Raw genomic sequence first — 18532 nt, forward strand, 5'->3', positions numbered from 1 at the left:
TGATCAGCCCCAGTTGAGTGGTCCGATCTGATTGTTAGTGCATGACTGGCCTTTGGTCCATCTGAACGATGGCTTCTGGCGCTGGCGGGCGGTAGCCCAGAGCACTATGTGGGCGTTTCGTGTTGTAGTGCTTCCTCCATTCTTCGATCAATATTTGCGCCTCGCGTAGGCTGTAGAAGATTTCGCCGTTCAAGAACTCATCCCGGAACCGGGCATTGAAGCCTTCACAATATCCGTTCTCCCAAGGCGACCCGGGTTCGATGTAAGCGGTCTTTGCTCCGACAGCCTCGATCCAGTCCCGCACGGCCTGAGCAACGAACTCCGGGCCATTGTCAGACCGAATGAACGACGGGATGCCGCGCAGGATGAACAGGTCGCTCAAGGTGTCGATGACCTTGCCCGAGTTCAGCTTGCGATCCACACGGATGGCCAAACATTCTCGGCTGTATTCATCGATGATGTTGAGCGTGCGGAACGCCTTTCCATCTTCGGTGCGGCAATGCACGAAGTCATAGCTCCAGACATGATCGCGCCGTTCCGGCCGAAGCCGGACACACGATCCGTCATTGAGCCAGAGCCTCCCTTTCTTCGGTTGTTTCATTGGCACTTTCAGCCCCTCTCGTCGCCACAGCCTTTCGACCCGCTTATCGTTCACATGCCAGCCAGCGTCTCTCAGCAGCGCAGCGATCCGACGATAGCCGTATCGGCCATACTGCCGGGTCAGTTCGATCATGTCGGCCACCAATCGTTCTTCATCCCGGCGGCCAACTGGCACCCTGCGCTGTGTGGATCGGTGCTGTCGCAGTACCCGGCAGGCGCGGCGTTCCGAGACATTCAGCTCGGCACGAACGCGATCAATGCAAGCACGGCGACGAGCGGGGCTTAGAAGTTTCCCTTTGCGGCCTCTGCAAGGATCAGCTTGTCCAACGTCAGATCGGAAACAGCTTTGCGCAGCCGCTCGTTCTCTTTCTGAAGCCGCTTCAATTCCTTCAACTGGTCTGTGCCCATTCCACCGTACTTCTTCTTCCACCGGTAGTAGGTCTGTTCAGTCACGCCAATCTGCCGGATCGCATCCAGTCGCGGCAGACCTTGCCCCGTCAGAACCTCAACTTGCCGTAATTTCGTGACAATCTCCTCGGGCTTTGGTCGCTTGTTGGCCATGTGTTTCCTCCGTTTTCCTAAACATAGCGGAGGACCACTTCAGTGGGGGAGGACCAGGGTCAAAGACAAAGACCGGCGCTCGGCTCTGGATTGTCGGGGTAGACACCGCCAAGGGGCAGATATTTGCCCGGCTGGCGCGCGGCGGGTCAATCCGCCTGTCCAGCGATCTGCCCCGCGTCTGGCATGAACAGGTGGCTAGCGAACGCGCCGTGCTGCGCTATCGGCGCGGCCAGCCCGTGCGCAGCTTCGAGCGTATCCCAGGACGGCGCGCCGAAGCCCTCGATTGCCTGGTGTATGCCATGGCGGCGCGGCAGATAATCCGGCCCGATTGGGATGCCCGGCGGCAGGAGCTGGCGACACAGGACGCGCCCAGGGCGAAGGCCGGGCCGGTGCTGAAATCGAGCTGGATGGAAAGATGAGATCGGGAGGGCGCCCCGGCGAACCGTCGCAAAGCACCCCCGTCACTGGGCGAGTGGACAAACCCCCAGAGCGCGCGGATCAGCGGACGATCGCGGCGCGTGTCAAAATCGGTAAGCTCTTTGTATTGTGAAGACCGAGGCCCTGCCGCTCTTGGTTTCGTGCGACAGGGCCGCCATATGTGGTCTTGAGGCTCAGTGCAGAACACGAGCTATCAAGGCACAATATGTGGGCGGATCAGTTAAATGTCAATTAACCCAGAGATCGAGGCAAGGCTTTTTCTTACAGTCCTAGTGCCACGCGTACGCACTCTTGAACCTTCTCAAGGTCTTCGGGTGACAAAAACTTTTTCATATACTGACGCTTACCGGTTTCTTTGCAACGGCCAAGGCGGAACATGTCCAAACGGTGAAAGGCAACCGTCGCGATCATATCTGCCTTGACCCAACATTCGGCCACCGGAAAGCCAGGCAAGTCCTCTACACTCACCTTGCAATGATAATCCATCTGCGGAGTTGGCGCAGTTGTACTGAGCGGAACTACAGTCAGCAGTCCCTTGTTGCGGCGAGGTCTTTCGCACAGGACTACCGCTGGGCGAACCTTAACCATTTCAGGAGGCATAAAGCCGCCTGTTGAGTAGTTGCAACGAAGGACTGCGCCCCGGCCTGGATGGAATCGAATTGGCATGACGCGCACCCTATACCACAAGCAGTAGGTGCGACTACCGTAACGTGTGGATAAGTAATTTTTGGAACGTGCATTTAGTAGTTTTTTATTAACACAACCCTAAATCGCCGTTCCCCCTAGGGGGATTGACCGATTCTCGCATTGAAGGCAGGGTGTCCGTGGGCTTAAGAACCCGGACTGTGATAGCCGCAACACCTGATAGGGGTTTCCTACGTTGGCGCGTAGGGCGGCGAAACTGCGACGGCGCTTGGCGGTGCCGCGCTCCGACAGCTTATGTCGGGGTGACGGCGGAACACAAGACGCGCAAGCGGAATACGTCGTGCCTGTCTCACAGCAGGTTCTTAACACCCCGGCGCCAGCCCGACGCTGGCACGGCCTTAAGAAGCCAAACTGTGAGAAAACCGATGATCAACACCACGACCCGCCGCGCCGTCTTGGGCGCGCTTCCCGCCGCAGCCTGCGCCGCGCCTAGCTTTTTGGGAGCTGACGATAGTTCGGCTGATTACCTTAGCGCTGATCCAAAAGAGGCGCCGACAACGGGCTCTCTGCGCCTTCAACGAATTTTTGAGCAATGGCTTGAAGAGCGCGAAAGAGTGGATTCGCTACCGTCAACCTTGAGCGATGACGAAATCGTCGCCGAATGCGAAATGCTTTACATACTTGAGGACGAGATCATGGCGGCTCAACCACGCGTTGCCGAGGATTTTGTCTTGCAGTTCCTGTGTTTTACTGAGTTCGGTGCCTCGTCCGCTGACCATCCCGCCCTGTTGCGCAACGCGCTTGGGCTGGTCGGGTTGGACGGCGATCCGAGAGCGCGCTGGTAGCTTGGTGCTATCGATCTGGCGGGCCGGTGCAACCGACGGAGAGATCGCCGCGCGGATCGAGCGGGCCAGGTCGCAGCTGAACTTCAAAACTGCTGATGTAAAAATGGTTGCGAGAAACCGTTTTTTGGCTTGAGCAGAAGTGGTTCCTGAAAACCGCTTTAGGTCGCCCGCTATGATTAATGACGTTTTTCGCTGCCGCCCGATGCTTGTCGGAGAAGTGGCACGCGTCGCGGGCGACCCGCGGGAAACCATCCGCACGCGCTTGAAACAAGGCGTCTTCAGCTTCGATCGCCCGCGCGGCTGGAAGCGATTTACTGACTTCGAGACCATTATCATCTCAACGCATGCGCGGATCAAACGCGCAACTCAAGACGACGATGTTGCAACGCTCGGCATGCTGCTGGCTTCTAAAGCGATCATGGACGAATGGCAGGAAGACGAAGCGGGTGTGCCTTATTTCAGTCTCTCGACCTTCACGCGTGATCGAATGCTCGTTTTCTGGCGTGACGAAAATGGAGACTGGATGGGCGAGATTTATAGCAGCCCCGATGAAATTACCGCAGCAATCAATCTTCGGCTGAAGGAGTCATTTTCGTCGGCGCCCGTTTTTACGGCAGTGAACCTTCGCACGATCTTGCTCTCAACCATTAAGGCGATTGCTGAAGTGCAAAGCGAGAGCGAGGCAAGCTCATGAGCTTTCCCTTCGGCATCTTCGACCGCATCGCCGCGCCCTTCCGCAAACGGTCGGGCATCGAGGCCGCAGGCGGCGGGCGGCGCTGGCAGGGCGCCCAGGTGATCGCCCACTGCCCGAACTCGACCTTAGCCGCCCGAGGCCCGGCGCAGACCCGGGCTGCGGCGCTGACGCTCAACAATCCTCACGCTCACCGGATCACCGAAACATGGGTGTCCGCGCTGATCGGAAAGGGCTGGCAAACCCGGTCGCAGCACCCCAATGCCGCCATCGCGCGCAGTCTGAATGATGCCTTCGAGGCCCTTACAGCGCCGCAGATGGCAATCGCGGCCCGCGCCCTGGTCCGCGACGGCGAAGCCTTCCTGCGCATCCAGATCACCGCAAGCGGCGAGATCAAATTGAAGCCGATCCCTTCCGAACAGGTGGACCCGTCGCTGTCCCGCGATCTAGGCGGCGGTGCCCGGATCGTCGCCGGGGTCGAATTCGACGCCGAGGACGAAATCGTCGCTTACCACATCCTGCCCGAAGCGCCGGGAACCCCCTTCGTGACCTACGGCGCCGCGATCCGGGTTCCGGCCCGCGACGTTCTGCACATCTTCGACCCGATCTTTCCCGGGCAGGTGCGCGGTCTGTCCTGGTTCGCGCCGGTCCTTCTGAAGCTCCGCGACAGGGACGAGGCATCCGACGCCCTGTTGATGCAGCTGAAAACCGCCAGCCTGATCACCGGCTATGTCCGCGATCCGGACGGAAGCTTTGCGGGTTTCGAGGGCCAGGAGGAAGGCAGTGCGATCAACGTGGCGCTTGAGCCGGGCGCCATGCGCATCCTGCCCCCAGGTGCAGACGTGACCTTTTCCCATCCCGGCCAGGGATTGACCCAGGCGGCTGATTTCCTTCGCGCCCAAGACAGGGAAATCGCGGCGGGCGTCGGTCTGACATTCGAGGCCCTGACCGGCGATCTGACGCAGACCAACTACAGCTCCGCCCGCGTCGGGCTTCTGGAATTCCGCCGCCGCGCCGAGATGCTTCAACGCCAGCTGATCGAGGGGCAGTTGCTCCGCCCGCTCTGGCGCCGCTGGATCGACCTGCGGGCGCTGGCGGGCGAGATCGACGCCACCGGCGCAGCCCTGGACGATTATCGGGGCGTCCGCTTCGTCCCGCCCGGTTGGCAATGGGTGGACCCGAAAAACGAGGTCGAAGCCGATGCCCGCGCGATCGAGACCGGACTGAAGAGCCGGGAAGAGGTGGTCGCGGGCCGGGGCAGGGACATTGACGATCTGAACGAAGAGATCGCCCGAGACGCCAGGCGGGCAAACGGAGGCGCCGTCGCATGACAATCCACATTCGAAATCTGACCCCCCGGCCCACAACGGTCGATATGGCATCCCGTACGGTTGAGGCCATTGTGTCGACCGGGGCCGATACCCCGCGCGCGGGCTTCATCGAGCGCCTGGACCTTTCAGGCGCCGATCTATCCCAGCTGATCGGCGCGCCGGTGCTGGATGCGCATCGCAGCGCATCCACCCGCGACCAGCTGGGCGTTATCGAAGCGGCAGAGATACGCCCAGAGGGCCTCTGGGTGCGGATGAAATTCCGGAGCAACGCCGCCGCCGCGTCGGTCCTTTCCGACATCGAGGAAGGCACCCTGCGGGGTATTTCCATCGGCTACACGGTGCAGAAATGGCAGGAAACCCGCGAAAGCAGCGGACGTGTCCGCACCGCAATCCAATGGACGCCCCGAGAGGCTTCCATTGTCCCTGTCCCGGCTGATCGGGGCGCACACTTCCGAAACGGAGCATCGAGCATGGAACCCGAAGTGCAGACGGTGGATACCCCGCCGCAGACCCCGACCGCCACGCGGGCGGACACCAACCGCGAAATCCGCAGCATTGCCGAGACGGCAGGGCTGACCCGCAGCTGGGCCGATCAGCAGATCGACGCGGACGCCAGCGCCGAAGAGGCCCGCACCGCCGCCTTCGAGGCGATGCGCACCCGCAGCGCCCAGACCACGACCCGCAGCACCCGCGCCACGATCACGGCCGACCACACAGACCCGGCCGAGATCGCCATGCGGGCCGGTGAGGCGCTGTTCGCCAGGTCGCACCACGATCACGAACTGAGCGAAGCGGCGCGGCCATACGCCAACATGACCACCATCGACCTGGCCCGCGACTGTCTGCGGCGCTCCGGTATCAGCTACACCGGAATGACCGCCGACACGGTGATCACCCGGGCGCTGCACACCACGTCCGATTTCCCGCTGATCCTAGGCGATACGGTGAGCCGCGAATTGCGCCGGGCCTATCAGGCGGCACCATCCGGGGTCCGCATGCTGGCCCGCCAGACCACGGCACGGGATTTCCGCGCCAAGCGCGCCCTGCAATTCGGTGAAGGCCCCGAATTGAAAAAAGTACCCCAAGGCGGCGAATTCCAGTACGGGACCATCGACGAATCCGCCGAGACGTACAGTGTCGAGACCTTCGGGCGGATTTTCTCGATTTCCCGCCATGCGCTGATCAACGACGACCTGGGCGCCTTCACCCAGATCCCCGCCAAGCTGGGCAACGCCGCCCGCGCCTTCGAAGCGGGCCAGCTGGTCGCAAAGCTGGTCGAGAACCCGGCGATGAGCGACGGCAATCCGGTGTTCCACGCCGATCACGGCAATCTGGCGGCCAGTGGTGCAGCCCTTAGCATCACGACACTGACTGCCGCCCGTACCGCGATGCGGCGCCAGAAGGGTCTGGGCGGTCAGCCCATCGACGCCAAACCCTACGCGGTGGTGGTGCCGCCCGAACTGGAAACCCTGGCCGAACAGCTGCTGACGGAGATCAACGCGACGAAGAGCGACGATGTGAACCCGTTCGGCACTTTGATGCTGGCGGTTGAACCGCGCCTGACGGACACCGGCGCCTGGTACGTCGCCGCCGATCCGGCCACCATCGACGGCCTGGAATACGCCTACCTCGAAGGCGCGCCTGGCCCGCAGATCGAGACCCGCCAAGGCTTCGAGGTCGACGGGGTCCAGATGAAGGTCCGGCTCGACTTCGGATGCGGCTGGACCGACTTCCGCGGCTGGTATCGGAACGCAGGTGCCTGATGGCTATCAGCGCCACCGAGCTTGAAACGATGCGCGACGCCCTCATCAGGGCGCGCGCAAAGGGCGCCCGCGAGCTGCAAATGAACGGCGAGCGGGTCCGCTATGGGTCCGACGCCGAAATGGCGGCGGCGATTGCCGACCTGGACACCCGCTTGCGCGCCGCGAGCGGCGGGCGCCCTTCAACCATCCGCTTCGGCGCTTCAAAAGGATTGTGACCGATGGCCGCCGCCAACCTGAACATAAGTGTCGTCGATAAACGAATGCTGAATCAGGGTGAGGCGGCCAACTATACCGGTCTGCCTGTTAAGCATTTCAAGGCATCATGCCCGGTCCAGCCGGTCGAGATGCGCCCCGGCACGGTCCTTTGGGACAAGCGTGACTTGGACAAGTGGATAGATGCGATGAAGGAAGGGTCGGAGATGGCCACGCAAGACGCCATTCTGGGCAAACTGTGATGACGCGGATCAGGGTAAAGGGCTTCAAGATATTCGATGACCGGCACGGGAAACCGCGCTGCTACCATCGCGCCACGGGCCACAAGATCGACCTGGAAGAGACCCCGTTGGGATCAGCTAAATTTTTCGCGGAATGCGCCCGCATTGCGGCCATTGCCGAAGCGAGGAAGTCGCAAGCCCCCAAGCCGGGAACGCTTGGCGGGCTGGTCAATGCCTATTTCCAGACTGAGCACTTTGGCAATCTGGCGGACGCCACCAAGCGGGATTATCGCAAATGCGCTGACTTCCTGCACCCGATCCGAGACACGCCCGTTTCCGCGATCACCACGCCCCTTGTGTCTGGCATCCATGACAAGGCGGCGGGCAAGATCGGCTGGCGGCGGGCAAACATGGTCCGCACCTTCCTGAGCCAAGTTTTCCGCTATGCCATTCCGCGCGGCCTGATCGACCGGGACTATGCGGCGGGCGTCATTCCCAAGCCGCGCCCGAAGGATCGGCCTTATGCCAACCGACCCTGGGCGGTCGAGGAACGCGTGGTTGTGCTGGATCGGGCCGCGCCCCACGTCCGGGTGGCGGTCGCCCTGATTATGAACACCGGCCTTGATCCGTCCGACGCGCTCAAGCTGACCCGTCGCGAGATCGACGGCAACACGATCTGGGGCGTCCGGGGCAAGACGGGCCACGAGGTCGCCATTCCTATCGGCCCGACATTGCAAGCGGCTCTGGACGCTGCACCGGCCCACGACGCGGTGACGATCCTTGCCACGTCCACCGGGAAGCCCTGGACGTACAACGGCTTTTCGACGGTCTGGCACCGCTTCAAGAAGAAGCTGGAAGCTGAGGGCGTTGTGCAACCCGGCCTGACCCTCAAGGGGCTGCGACACACCGTGGCAACGACGCTACGCGAGGCGGGGCTAGAGGAACGTCAGATTGCGGACCTGCTGGGGCAGAAAACGCCGTCGATGGCCCGCCACTATTCCCGGTCCGCCAACCTTGCGGATCGCAACCGGATCACGATGGAAACGCTGGAAAAGGAGAACGAACGCCGATCAAAAGTTGTCAAACCATTTAAGAAAACCGTCAAACCCTGAAAGGCTCAAGAATGAAAATCGAGCAGGATCAAGCGTTTGAATGGTGCCCGGGGGCGGAATCGAACCACCGACACGAGGATTTTCAATCCACTGCTCTACCCCTGAGCTACCCGGGCACGGGTGAACGGGCGGGCCGTTCGGGTGAAGGCCTTCTAGGCGAGGCGCGGACCCTTTGTCCAGAGGGGAATGCGCAAAAAGGCGATGTGTTTACGCACCGGTCGGGGCGTGCCTCAGCGTCGAGGTCGACAAACCTGCTTTCGCCGGGTGCGCGCGCGGGGTAAGCCGTTTGGATGGTGCAGGAATTCAACGATATCGCCGGGTTTCTCGACCACGGCTTTGACGACGTGATCGACGTGCGCAGCCCGGCGGAATTTGCCGAGGATCACGTTCCCGGCGCGATCAGCCTGCCGGTGCTCGACAACGACGAGCGTGCCCGGGTCGGTACGATCTACAAGCAGGACAGCCCGTTCCGGGCGCGCAAGATCGGCGCGGCCCTGGTCTTTCGCAATGCGGCCACGCATATCGAGGGGCCGCTCGCGCATCATGACGGCGGCTGGCGGCCATTGGTTTATTGCTGGCGCGGCGGGCAGCGCTCGGGGTCCTTTGCCTGGATGCTGGGCCAGATCGGCTGGCGGGCCGAGACGGTTCAGGGCGGCTACAAGAGCTATCGCAGGCTGGTGACGCGGGCGCTTTACGATGATCCGCTGCCTTACCGGCTGGTGCAGCTGGGCGGCTATACCGGCACCGCGAAGACGGCGCTCTTGCCACGGCTCAAGGCACGCGGAGTGCAGGTCGTGGACCTGGAGGGCGCGGCGCAGCATCGCGGGTCGCTGCTGGGCGGCATGCCGGGCGGGCAACCCAGTCAGAAGGCGTTCGAGACGCGGCTGGTGCAAGCGTTTCAGGGGCTCGACCCGGCCCGGCCGGTGCTGGTCGAGGCGGAATCGAGCAAGATCGGTGCGCGAATCCTGCCGCCGTCGCTGTGGTCCGCGATGAAGGACGCGCCCTGGATCGAGATTTCCGCGCCGCTAGAGGCCCGCGCGGCCTATCTGGCCGAGGCCTACGCGGATGTGCTGGCCGACGGCGACAGGCTGCGCGAAAAGCTGTCGTTCCTCATTCCGCACCGCGGGCGCGAGGTGGTTGCGCATTGGTCCGATCTGATCGCGGCGGGCGATCATCAGGCGTTGACGGTGGCGCTGGCGGCGCAGCATTATGATCCGGCCTATGACAAGTCCAAGCGCGCGACGGCGCCCGATGTGCGGGCCGTGGTGCGGACGGAACGGCTGGACGACAGCGCGCTGGACGCGGCCGCGGCAGAGATCGAGGCGGCGCTTCAGTCGAAGGTGATCTGACCCGCCTCATCGGTGACCTCGCCAATGCGGGCGGCGTCGTAGCCTGCGGACAAGAGCTGATCCAGCAGCGCCTCTGCCGCCGTTGCGGGCACGGCGGCCAGCAGCCCGCCCGAGGTCTGGGGGTCGAAGACCAGATCGGCCAGCGGGGTGTCGGGCGCGATCACGCCGACGGCGCGGTTGCGGTCGAAGAGGGAAGAGCGGACGCTCTGTTTTGATAGCACCAGCGCGCCGGGGAGAAGCGGCAGGTGGCGCAGGCTGACACGCGCGCCACAGCCCGAGGCGGCGCACATCCCTTCAAGATGCCCGGCGAGGCCGAAGCCGGTGATGTCGGTCATGGCGTGCGCACCGCTCAGGATTTCAGCGGCGCCGCGCTGTGATTGCACCATCTGTTCCAGGGCCTGGGCCACGCATGCGCCGGGCGCGCGCCCGGCCATGTCGGCGGCCATGATCACGCCGCCGCCCAAGGGTTTGGTCAGGATCAGCGCATCGCCGGGCTGCGCGCCCGACAGCGTGATCGGCGCGTTCTCGCAGATGCCGGTCAGGCTGAAGCCGATGGTCAGCTCGTCCCCGACCGAGCTGTGACCGCCGACGATCTCGGCGCCCGCGTCGCGCATGACCTCGTGCGCGGTCCGCATGATCTCGGCCAGGGTCCGCCGGGTCAGCGGGTCAGAGAGGCGCGGAAGCACCAGGTTGGCGGTGGCGGCCTGCGGCCGTGCGCCCATGGCCCAGATGTCCCCCAGCGCGTGCTGGGCGGCGATGCGGGTCATCAGCACCGGATCGGCGATCATCGCGCGCAAGTGGTCGGTGGTCAGCACCTGCCGCGCCCCGCCGGTGAGCAGGAGAGCCGCATCGTCGCCGGGCAGGGGGCGGACATCTTCGCGCATGGGGCCGGGCAGGGCGGCCAGCACCTCGGTCAGGACGCCGCGACCGATCTTGGCGCCGCAGCCGCCGCACATGGGTTTCGGGCCTTGCTCCGCGCGCACGCCCTTGGTCCGGGGCCAGGGCAGATTCGGCTGGGGCATGGTGGGCAGGTCGCGGAAGCGGTCCATGAAGGCCTGGTCGATCCGGTCCTTCCAGCGCCACATGAGCCCACCGGAAAGCGGCAGGCCGAAGCGTTCGGCCAGCGCCGATTTGCCGCCCAGCGAAATGAGCTTGAGGTAGTCCTTTTGCGGGCGGTAGGGCCGCAGGCCGGTGCCCGCCAGTGTGGCGCGCAGGTTGTCGTAAAGCACCGGCGCCTCGCGCACGGCGTAGACCCCGGCCTTGGGACGCGGATCGAACGCCAGATGCGCGCAGTCGCCGACGGCAAAGATTCCCCGGTCGGAGCTGCGCAATCGGCTGTCCACGGTGATGAACCCGTCGTGCAGGTCCAGTCCGGTGTCCTGCAGCCAGCCGTAGGGACGCGCCCCCGCCGCGCCGGTCACGAAAGCCGCGTCGATCGTGCTGCCATCCTCGAGCGTCAGACCCTCGGTGGTGACCCCGGCCACCGCGGTGTGCTCGTGCACCTCGACCCCCAAAGCCTGCATCGCCGCGCGCAAACGGCGGGTTGAGGCGGGCGCGAGGCCCGGGAGGACGCGGCTGCGATCGACCAGATGCACCTGCGCGGGGCGGCCGCGTTCGCGCAGTGCAAAGGCCATGGCCATCGCGATTTCCGCCCCCGCGACCCCGCCGCCCAGGACAGCCACGGATGCCGGGCCGGTGCCGTCGCGATAATCGGCCCAGGCGGTGGCGAAGGGGCCCAGCGGTTTGGCCGGCACCCCATGCGCGGCAAAGCCGGGCAGGTCGGGCATGGCGCTGGTGATGCCGATGTCAACCGACAGCGCGTCGAACCCCAGGGGGGGGCGGCCCGGCACGTGCACGCTGCGGGCCTGCAGGTCGATGCCTTGGGCGGCGCCGTTCACGATCCGCGCGCCTGCGAAGCGCGCCAGCTGAAAGAGGTCGATATCCAGCGCCTCGCGGCTGTAGTGCCCGGCGATATGGCCGGGCAACATGCCGGAATAGGGCGCGGTGGGGCCGGGGTTGATCAGCGTGACACGCGCGCCCGGCAAGGGGTCCATGCCCCATTTGCGCAGCACCAGCGCGTGGGTGTGCCCGCCGCCGATCAGGACAAGATCGCGGGTGATCGGCAGGGGGGACTGATGCATGGGCAGGCTCCGGGTCGTGCCAGAGCGGCTTAGCACGGCACGGCGCGGCTGTCTTGGGCCCAAGCGCAGGGTCACGGTGGGTTGTAAATCCACCCGACGCGCAGGACAGACCCGAGGGTCAGATCGAAACCTTGGCCAGCAGGTCGTCGCGGTCGACCTCGCCCGCGGTGCCCGAAAGCGATACCTCGCCCCGGGTCACGGCGACAAAGCTGTCGGCAAGGCCCCAGGTGAAATCGAAATACTGCTCGACCAGGATGATCGCCATGTCGCCCTGATCGCGCAGCCGGGCGATGACGCGGCCGATCTGCTGGATGATGTTGGGCTGGATGCCTTCGGTGGGTTCGTCCAGCAGCAGCACGCGCGGGCGCGAGATGAGCGCGCGGGCGATGGCCAATTGCTGCTGCTGCCCGCCGGACAGATCGCCGCCGCGCCGGTGGGTGAAGTCCTTGAGGATCGGAAACAGCTCCCAGATATGGTCGGGGATGTGCCTTTCGGACTTGGGCAGACAGGCAAAGCCGGTGGTGAGGTTCTCCATCACCGTCATCAGCGGAAAGACCTCGCGCCCTTGCGGCACATAGGCGATGCCCGCGCGGGCGGCTTGGTAGGCGTTGAGATGGTCGAGCGGCGCGCCGTCGAGCGTGATCGTGCCGCCCGAATAGGGGTGCCGCCCGGCAATCGCCTTGAGCAGGGAGGTCTTGCCGACCCCGTTGGTGCCCATCACGGCCGTCACCTGGCCGGGATGCGCCTCAAGCGACAGGCCGTGCAGAATCTGGCTCTGGCCATAGTGCAGGGTCAGGTTCTCGACGCTCAGCATGGGGCTACCTTCCCAGATAGACGTCGATGACGTCCTGATTCTTGGTCACATGGTCCAGAGATCCTTCGGCCAGCACCGAGCCTTCGTGCAGCACGGTGACCCGGCAATCGAGGCGGCGGACGAATTCCATGTCGTGTTCGACCACCACCACGGCACGGGTTTTCGCGGCGCGTTTGAGCAGGTCGGTGGTGTGCGCCCGCTCGGCCGGGGTCATCCCGGCGGCGGGCTCGTCGACCAGCAGAAGCCGCGGATCCTGCGCGAGAAGCATGCCGATTTCCAGCCATTGCTTCTGGCCGTGGCTGAGCTCTCCCGAGGGGCGGGGCAGATCCTGGGTCAGGCCGATTTCATCGGCAAGCTCTTCGATCCGGGCGGCGCCCTGGGCGGTCTTGCGGTAGAAGAGAACGTCGAAGGGCCCGCGCGGGTTGGCGAGTGCCATGGCGAGGTTTTCGCGCACGGTCTGCGCCTCGAACACGGTGGGTTTCTGGAACTTGCGTCCGATGCCCGCGCGGGCGATCTGGCTTTCGGACATTTTCAGCAGCGACATGGATTTTTCGCCGTAGAGAATGCGGCCCTCGTCCGGGCGGGTCTTGCCGGTGATGATGTCCATGAAGGTGGTCTTGCCCGCGCCGTTGGGGCCGATGATGGCGCGCAGTTCCGGCTCTCCGATCTGGAAGGAGAGGTTGTTGATGGCGCGGAAGCCGTCGAAGGACACGGTGACGCCGGAGAGTTCGAGCAGGGTTTTCATGGGCGCCGCTCCTCGGGCCCTTGCTGGCCCTCCTCGCGGCGCAGCGCGCCCTTGTCCGGACCATAATCGCCGACCCGCCAGGGGGCGCGGTTGATGGTGATGTAATCAAATAGACCGCCGATCCCCTTGGGCGCGAAGAGCGTGACAAGGACAAAGCTGACGCCCAGCAGCACCAGCCACCAGTCGGTCCAGTTGATCGTGTAGACCCCCAGCGGAATGGACGGCGCGCCGCCGCCCGTGAACCACGACGACAGCAGCGACACGAACGCCGCGCCGATGACCGCGCCGTAAAGCCTGCCGCGCCCCCCGATGGCGACCCAGACGGCGAGATAGATGGAGGCGATGGGGGCGATTTCCGCCGGGTTGATGATGCCCGCCTGCGGATAGTAGAGCGCGCCCGCGATCCCCGATACGATGGCCGTGAGGGTGAAGACGAAGAGCTTGTAGCTTTCCACGTGGTAGCCAAGAAAGCGCACGCGGGATTCATTGTCGCGGACACCGCGGATCACGCTGCCCATCTTGCCCGAGACGACCCAGGCGAAAAGCACGTAGCCGAGGCCCAGGGCGAGCGCCGAGGCCCAGAAGAAGGCGATGGAGATCACCGCCTGAGAGGTGTCCTCGTATCCCGGCAGGTTCTGCAGGCCCGAAAGCCCGTTGTTGCCGCGCAGGCCCGAGTCGTTCTGGAAGAGATAGAGCGACAGCGCCAGCGTCATCGCCTGCGTCAGGATCGACAGGTAGACGCCGGTGACACGGCTGCGAAAGGCCAGCCAGCCGAAGACCAGCGCCAGAAGCCCGGGCACCAGGACGACCATCAGCAATTGCAGGAAAAGGCTGTCGGAAAAGGCCCAGAGGGCGGGGAAGTCGGAACTGCCCACCACGCCGAAGATCTGCGTGCCGATGGCGTTCTCGATCTCGGCCGGGGTGGCGGGGAGCGCGGCGGCGGCGAGGCTTTCGGTCACGATGATTTCCGTGCGCGCATACATCAGCCACATGCCGATCGCATAGCCGCCGATGCCGAAAAAGGCGAAATGGCCCAGGGAGAGGATGCCGCAATAGCCCCAGACCACGTCCATCGCCACGGCGATCAGGCATAGGCACAGGGTTTTGCCGAGGGTCTTGATGAAGGACGTCGACAGAAGCCCGATTCCGGTGGTTTCGGCCATCACGGTCACGACCAGGGTGAAGAGCCCGAGACAGACGAGGAACCACAGGACGGAGGGATTTTTCGAGAGGAAACCTTGGCTCATGACTGGCCTCCGTCGGCGCATGTCGGGGGCTCTGCCCCCGTCGCGGCAGGCCGCGACTCCCCCGAGGTTTTTTGAAACCGGAGAAATGGGGGGGTGGTCGCAAGCGGGATGGGGGTGCGCTGATGTGCCATGGTCAATCCCCTGCCGCGCGGCCCTTGAGGGCGACGATGCCCTTGGGGCGGAACTGGATGAAGAGGATGATGAAGAGGATCATGTAGGTCTGGGCGGCCAGCGTGTTTGACGGGTTGAACCATTCGATGCCTTTCTGCAGCCCGCCGATCAGCGTGGCGCCTGCGAGCGTGCCCCAGACGTTGCCGACGCCGCCCACGACCACGGTCATGAAGCTTTGCACGATGTAGTCGGCGCCCATTTCCGACGTGACCTTGGCGTAAAGGCCGATGGCCACGCCCGCGATCCCGGCGATGCCGGATCCCATGCCGAAGGTCAGCATGTTGATGCGGTCGGGGTTGATGCCCATGGACGCGGCCATTCCGGGGTTCTGCGTAACGGCGCGCACCTCGAGCCCGAGCCGGGTCTTGTTCAGGATGAAGAGGATCAGGCCCAGAAACAGCAGAGCCAGCACGAAGATGGCGATGCGGATGTTGGCGATCTGTACCACGTCGTTGATGACCCATGCGCCATCAAGCCAGCCGGGCGAGGTCAGCGGGCGCGCCTGCGTGCCAAAGATGTTCTTGGCCAGCTGCTGCAGCGCGATGGAGATGCCGAAGGTCGCCAGCAGGGTTTCCAGCGGACGGTGATAGAGGTGGCGGATCACCAGCCGTTCCATCGCGACGCCCGCCGCGAAGGTCACGAGGAAGGCCAGCGGCAGGGCGACGATCAGCGACGCGGTGTAATCGGGCACGAATTGCTGCACCACGTAGCCGGTATAGGCGCCCATCATGATGAATTCGCCATGCGCCATGTTGATCACGCCCATCACGCCGAAGGTCACGGCCAGGCCGATGGCGGCGAGGAAGTAGATCGAGGCGAGGCTGAGCGCGTCCAGCGAGATGTCGAGCATCTGGTTGCGGGCCACGCGGGCCTCGACCTCGTCAAGGGCGGCGCGGGCGGCGTCGGTGACGGCCGGGTCGGGCTCGGAATATTCCTCGAAGAAGACGTGGTTGGAGAGGGCGGCGGCGCGGGTGTCGTCCGTCACCAGCGCGGGCACATCCGTGTCCACATCCTCGATCAGCGCGGCATAGGCGCGGGCGCGGGCCTCTTCGGTGTTGAGCTGCCCGACCGGCACGCCGCCAACGCGGCCATCCGTGATGTTGCGGGTGAGCAGCGCCTTGATCTGGTCGGAGGTGGCGGCGGGCGGGGCGAGGTCGGCGGCGACGAGCCTGTCGTAGGCCTCGGCCTCGGTGATGTCGGTGCCGGGGGTGAGGACACGGGCGATATTGGCATCCTCGGGCAGGGTGGGGGCGGCGCGGGCGGTGCTTGCAAGGATCAGGTTCAGCACCGACCGGGTTTCCACGTCGAGCTCCGACGACAGCCGGTTGATCGCGGCCACGCGTTCCTCGGTCGTGTCGGCGAAGCGCGCGGCGAGGTTGCCCGCCAGCCGTTCCTTCCGGCGCTTGAGGGCGGCGTCGGGTTCGGTGTCTATCGATTGGGTCAGCGGTTCGATCTGGTCGGCATCGGGGCTGCGTTCAATGGCATCGAGCGCGGCGACGCGGCGCTCGCGATCCGGATCGGAAAGCTGGAACTGCACAAGGGCAGCGCCCAGCACCCGGCGCACGCCGCCGTTGGGCCGCACCTCGGTCATGTCGGGCGCGGTGCCTGCGGGTTCGAGGGTGGAGATATCGGTGAGCGCGTAGCCGTCACCGTCGGGTTCGGCATAGAAGAACAGACCGTCGCTGGCGCGTTGAAAAACGCCCTTGTTCTGCCAGCGTTCGAGAAACTCCGACACGCCGGGCAGGCCCGAGGCGACCAGATCGTCGATGACCACGCCGACCGTCCGCCGCCCGGGGCTTGCGACCTCATCGGCGTGGCGCTGCAGAATGGACTGCAGGTCGGCGGCATTGGCCTGCTGGGCCTGTGCACCGGCACCGGGCAGGACAAAGCAGAGCGCCAGAACGATGAGAAGCGCGCGGAGCATGGGCAAGGGCCTGAATATGGGAGGACAGGGCATGTGCGGGCGCGCGAGGGAGGCGCGCGCCCGCGAGGTGCGTCTCAGTAGTTGGAGGTCAACTGAACGCAGGTCTCGGTTTCGGTGTTGTACATGCCGCAGCCCAGCTCTTTCCAATCGGACTTGAGCACGGCGGATTCCGGCAGGAAGTCGGTCCAGGCATCGCCGGGCACCGGATCGGTCTGGCTGATGATGTCGAACTGACCGTCTGCGCGGATCTCGCCGATCAGCACCGGCTTGCTGAGGTGGTGGTTCACCAGCATCTCGGCGGTGCCGCCGGTGAGGTTCGGGAAGGTCTGGCCGTACATCGCGTCACGCACGGCGTCGACATCGGCGGTGCCGGCCGCTTCGACCGCATTCACCCACATGTTGAAGCCGATGTAGTGGGCTTCCATCGGGTCGTTGGTCACGCGGTCGGTGTCGCCGATGAATTCGTGCCAGGCGGCGATGAATTCGGCGTTTTCAGGCGTGTCGGCGGACATGAAGTAGTTCCAGGCCGCCAGGTGGCCGACCAGGTTCGAAGTGTCGAGGCCCGACAGTTCCTCTTCGCCGACCGAGAAGGCGACGACCGGAATGTCATCCGCCGAAACTCCGGCGGCGGCCAGTTCCTTGTAGAAACCGATGTTGGCGTCGCCGTTGATGGTCGAGATCACGCCGACCTGCTTGCCGTCGGCGCCCAGGGCCACGACATCCGCGACGATGGTTGCCCAGTCGGAATGGCCGAAGGGGGTGTAGTTGACGAAGATATCTTCCTCGGCAATGCCCTTGTCCTTGAGATAGCTTTCAAGGATGTTGTTGGTGGTGCGGGGATAGACATAGTCGGTGCCCAGCAGCGCGAACTTTTCGACGCCCAGTTCATCCAGGAAATAGTCGGTGGCCGGGATCGCCTGCTGGTTCGGCGCGGCGCCGGTGTAGAAGACGTTCTTGGAGCTTTCTTCGCCCTCGTACTGCACCGGGTAGAACAGCAGACCGTTCAGTTCCTCGATCACCGGCAGCACGGATTTGCGGCTCACGCTGGTCCAGTTGCCAAAGATCACGTCAACCTCGTGCACGGTCAGCAGCTCGCGCGCCTTTTCTGCAAAAAGCGGCCAGTCGGAGGCCGGATCGACCACGACGGCCTCAAGCTCGCAGCCCAGCACGCCGCCGGCTTCGTTCTGCTTGGCCACCAGCATCTCCATGGTGTCCTTCAGCGTGGTTTCCGAAATCGCCATCGTGCCCGAGAGCGAATGCAGCACGCCGACCTTAATCGGGCAGTCCTGGGCCATGGCAGCGCCGGTGCCCGCCAGCAAGGTTGCGGCGGCAAGGCCCGTCAGTGAAATCTTAGAGGTCATGTAGGTTCCATCCCATGTGGCGCGACGGCGGTCAGCGGGCCCTTGGGGTTGCCCCCTGCGGATGACCTGCTAAGTCACGCGTCGCAGCGTTTTCGTTGCCGTCGTGCAGGGGCTTGAAACTGCCAGGTTGCGGCCCTTGCACGACCGTCCTCTTGTCCGTTTGAAAAGACGCCTTACCGTTAGCCAGCGATCCGGGCGCTGCCACGGGTGGCAAACCGTCAAAGTCGCCGAGTTGGCCGGAATGCCGCTTTAATGGGCAGTGCTGGGTGCAACTGGCGCGGAAATGTGCGATTTGGGGCCTGCTGACCTTGCGTCAACGGCCCATCGGCGGTCAAATGGGCGACACAGCGGGCTGCGCTG

General features: G+C 64.4%; 17 protein-coding genes and 1 tRNA gene. 9 read left to right on the forward strand and 9 right to left on the reverse strand.

Annotated features, from left to right (window positions below):
* Positions 1 to 34 precede the first annotated feature (34 nt).
* Positions 35 to 1161, reverse strand: a protein-coding gene (locus ACOXXX_RS17425) for an IS3 family transposase (protein ID WP_422824954.1) whose coding sequence is annotated in 2 segments (ribosomal slippage) — positions 35 to 897 and positions 897 to 1161 — 1128 coding nt in all. Because the reading frame shifts where the segments join, the coding sequence is not laid out codon by codon here.
* On the opposite strand from ACOXXX_RS17425, the gene ACOXXX_RS17430 reads away from it, so the two are divergent.
* A complete protein-coding gene (locus ACOXXX_RS17430) occupies positions 1143 to 1580 on the forward strand; it encodes a terminase gpA endonuclease subunit (RefSeq protein WP_422827884.1) in 438 nt (145 codons plus the stop codon). The genes ACOXXX_RS17425 and ACOXXX_RS17430 overlap by 19 nt on opposite strands.
* A gap of 280 nt (positions 1581 to 1860) precedes the next feature.
* On the opposite strand, the gene ACOXXX_RS17435 is transcribed toward ACOXXX_RS17430, so the two are convergent.
* On the reverse strand, positions 1861 to 2265 hold the full coding sequence (locus ACOXXX_RS17435; RefSeq protein ID WP_422827885.1) for a type II toxin-antitoxin system PemK/MazF family toxin: 405 nt from the start codon (positions 2263 to 2265) through the stop codon (positions 1861 to 1863).
* A gap of 404 nt (positions 2266 to 2669) precedes the next feature.
* Between ACOXXX_RS17435 and ACOXXX_RS17440 the strand changes: the two genes are divergently transcribed.
* The 7 genes from ACOXXX_RS17440 (at position 2670) to ACOXXX_RS17470 (ending at position 8420) form a co-directional block, all read left to right on the forward strand.
* Positions 2670 to 3089 carry a hypothetical protein gene (locus tag ACOXXX_RS17440; protein WP_422827886.1) on the forward strand — a complete coding sequence of 140 codons (420 nt, stop codon included), beginning with the start codon at positions 2670 to 2672 and terminating at the stop codon, positions 3087 to 3089.
* Positions 3090 to 3261: 172 nt separating this feature from the next.
* Positions 3262 to 3783: a hypothetical protein gene (locus ACOXXX_RS17445; protein ID WP_422827887.1), complete on the forward strand. Its 522-nt coding sequence runs from the start codon at positions 3262 to 3264 to the stop codon at positions 3781 to 3783.
* Positions 3780 to 5111: a phage portal protein gene (locus tag ACOXXX_RS17450; RefSeq protein WP_422827888.1), complete on the forward strand. Its 1332-nt coding sequence runs from the start codon at positions 3780 to 3782 to the stop codon at positions 5109 to 5111. The genes ACOXXX_RS17445 and ACOXXX_RS17450 overlap by 4 nt, the downstream gene beginning before the upstream one ends.
* A 44-nt stretch (positions 5112 to 5155) precedes the next feature.
* Positions 5156 to 6874: a prohead protease/major capsid protein fusion protein gene (locus ACOXXX_RS17455; RefSeq protein WP_422827889.1), complete on the forward strand. Its 1719-nt coding sequence runs from the start codon at positions 5156 to 5158 to the stop codon at positions 6872 to 6874.
* Positions 6874 to 7089, forward strand: coding sequence for a phage head-tail joining protein (locus tag ACOXXX_RS17460; protein WP_422827890.1), 216 nt, complete (start codon positions 6874 to 6876; stop codon positions 7087 to 7089). The genes ACOXXX_RS17455 and ACOXXX_RS17460 overlap by 1 nt, the downstream gene beginning before the upstream one ends.
* A gap of 3 nt (positions 7090 to 7092) precedes the next feature.
* A complete protein-coding gene (locus tag ACOXXX_RS17465) occupies positions 7093 to 7329 on the forward strand; it encodes a hypothetical protein (RefSeq protein ID WP_422827891.1) in 237 nt (78 codons plus the stop codon).
* Positions 7329 to 8420 (forward strand): site-specific integrase, encoded by a 1092-nt coding sequence (locus ACOXXX_RS17470; protein WP_422827892.1) that lies wholly within the window; start codon positions 7329 to 7331, stop codon positions 8418 to 8420. Before ACOXXX_RS17465 ends, ACOXXX_RS17470 begins: the two co-directional genes overlap by 1 nt.
* A 41-nt stretch (positions 8421 to 8461) precedes the next feature.
* Here ACOXXX_RS17470 and ACOXXX_RS17475 read toward each other — a convergent pair.
* Positions 8462 to 8536, reverse strand: a tRNA-Phe gene (locus ACOXXX_RS17475).
* 174 nt (positions 8537 to 8710) lie between these two features.
* Between ACOXXX_RS17475 and mnmH the strand changes: the two genes are divergently transcribed.
* Positions 8711 to 9769, forward strand: coding sequence for a tRNA 2-selenouridine(34) synthase MnmH (mnmH, locus tag ACOXXX_RS17480; RefSeq protein ID WP_422827893.1), 1059 nt, complete (start codon positions 8711 to 8713; stop codon positions 9767 to 9769).
* On the opposite strand, the gene selD is transcribed toward mnmH, so the two are convergent.
* The 6 genes from selD to urtA form a co-directional block, all read right to left on the reverse strand.
* A complete protein-coding gene (gene selD, locus ACOXXX_RS17485; protein ID WP_422827894.1) occupies positions 9751 to 11910 on the reverse strand; it encodes a selenide, water dikinase SelD in 2160 nt (719 codons plus the stop codon). The two genes, mnmH and selD, sit on opposite strands and share 19 nt — an antisense overlap.
* Positions 11911 to 12028: 118 nt before the next feature.
* A complete protein-coding gene (urtE, locus tag ACOXXX_RS17490) occupies positions 12029 to 12724 on the reverse strand; it encodes an urea ABC transporter ATP-binding subunit UrtE (RefSeq protein WP_422827895.1) in 696 nt (231 codons plus the stop codon).
* Positions 12725 to 12728: 4 nt separating this feature from the next.
* A complete protein-coding gene (gene urtD / locus ACOXXX_RS17495; RefSeq protein ID WP_422827896.1) occupies positions 12729 to 13469 on the reverse strand; it encodes an urea ABC transporter ATP-binding protein UrtD in 741 nt (246 codons plus the stop codon).
* A complete protein-coding gene (gene urtC, locus ACOXXX_RS17500) occupies positions 13466 to 14716 on the reverse strand; it encodes an urea ABC transporter permease subunit UrtC (protein ID WP_422827897.1) in 1251 nt (416 codons plus the stop codon). Before urtC ends, urtD begins: the two co-directional genes overlap by 4 nt.
* Before the next feature lie 133 nt (positions 14717 to 14849).
* On the reverse strand, positions 14850 to 16811 hold the full coding sequence (urtB, locus tag ACOXXX_RS17505; RefSeq protein ID WP_422827898.1) for an urea ABC transporter permease subunit UrtB: 1962 nt from the start codon (positions 16809 to 16811) through the stop codon (positions 14850 to 14852).
* Between the two features lie 74 nt (positions 16812 to 16885).
* Positions 16886 to 18172 (reverse strand): urea ABC transporter substrate-binding protein, encoded by a 1287-nt coding sequence (urtA, locus tag ACOXXX_RS17510; RefSeq protein WP_422827899.1) that lies wholly within the window; start codon positions 18170 to 18172, stop codon positions 16886 to 16888.
* Positions 18173 to 18532 lie beyond the last annotated feature (360 nt).

Origin of the sequence: Thalassococcus sp. BH17M4-6 (genome assembly GCF_049323015.1) — a bacterium.
Taxonomy (GTDB): domain Bacteria; phylum Pseudomonadota; class Alphaproteobacteria; order Rhodobacterales; family Rhodobacteraceae; genus Puniceibacterium.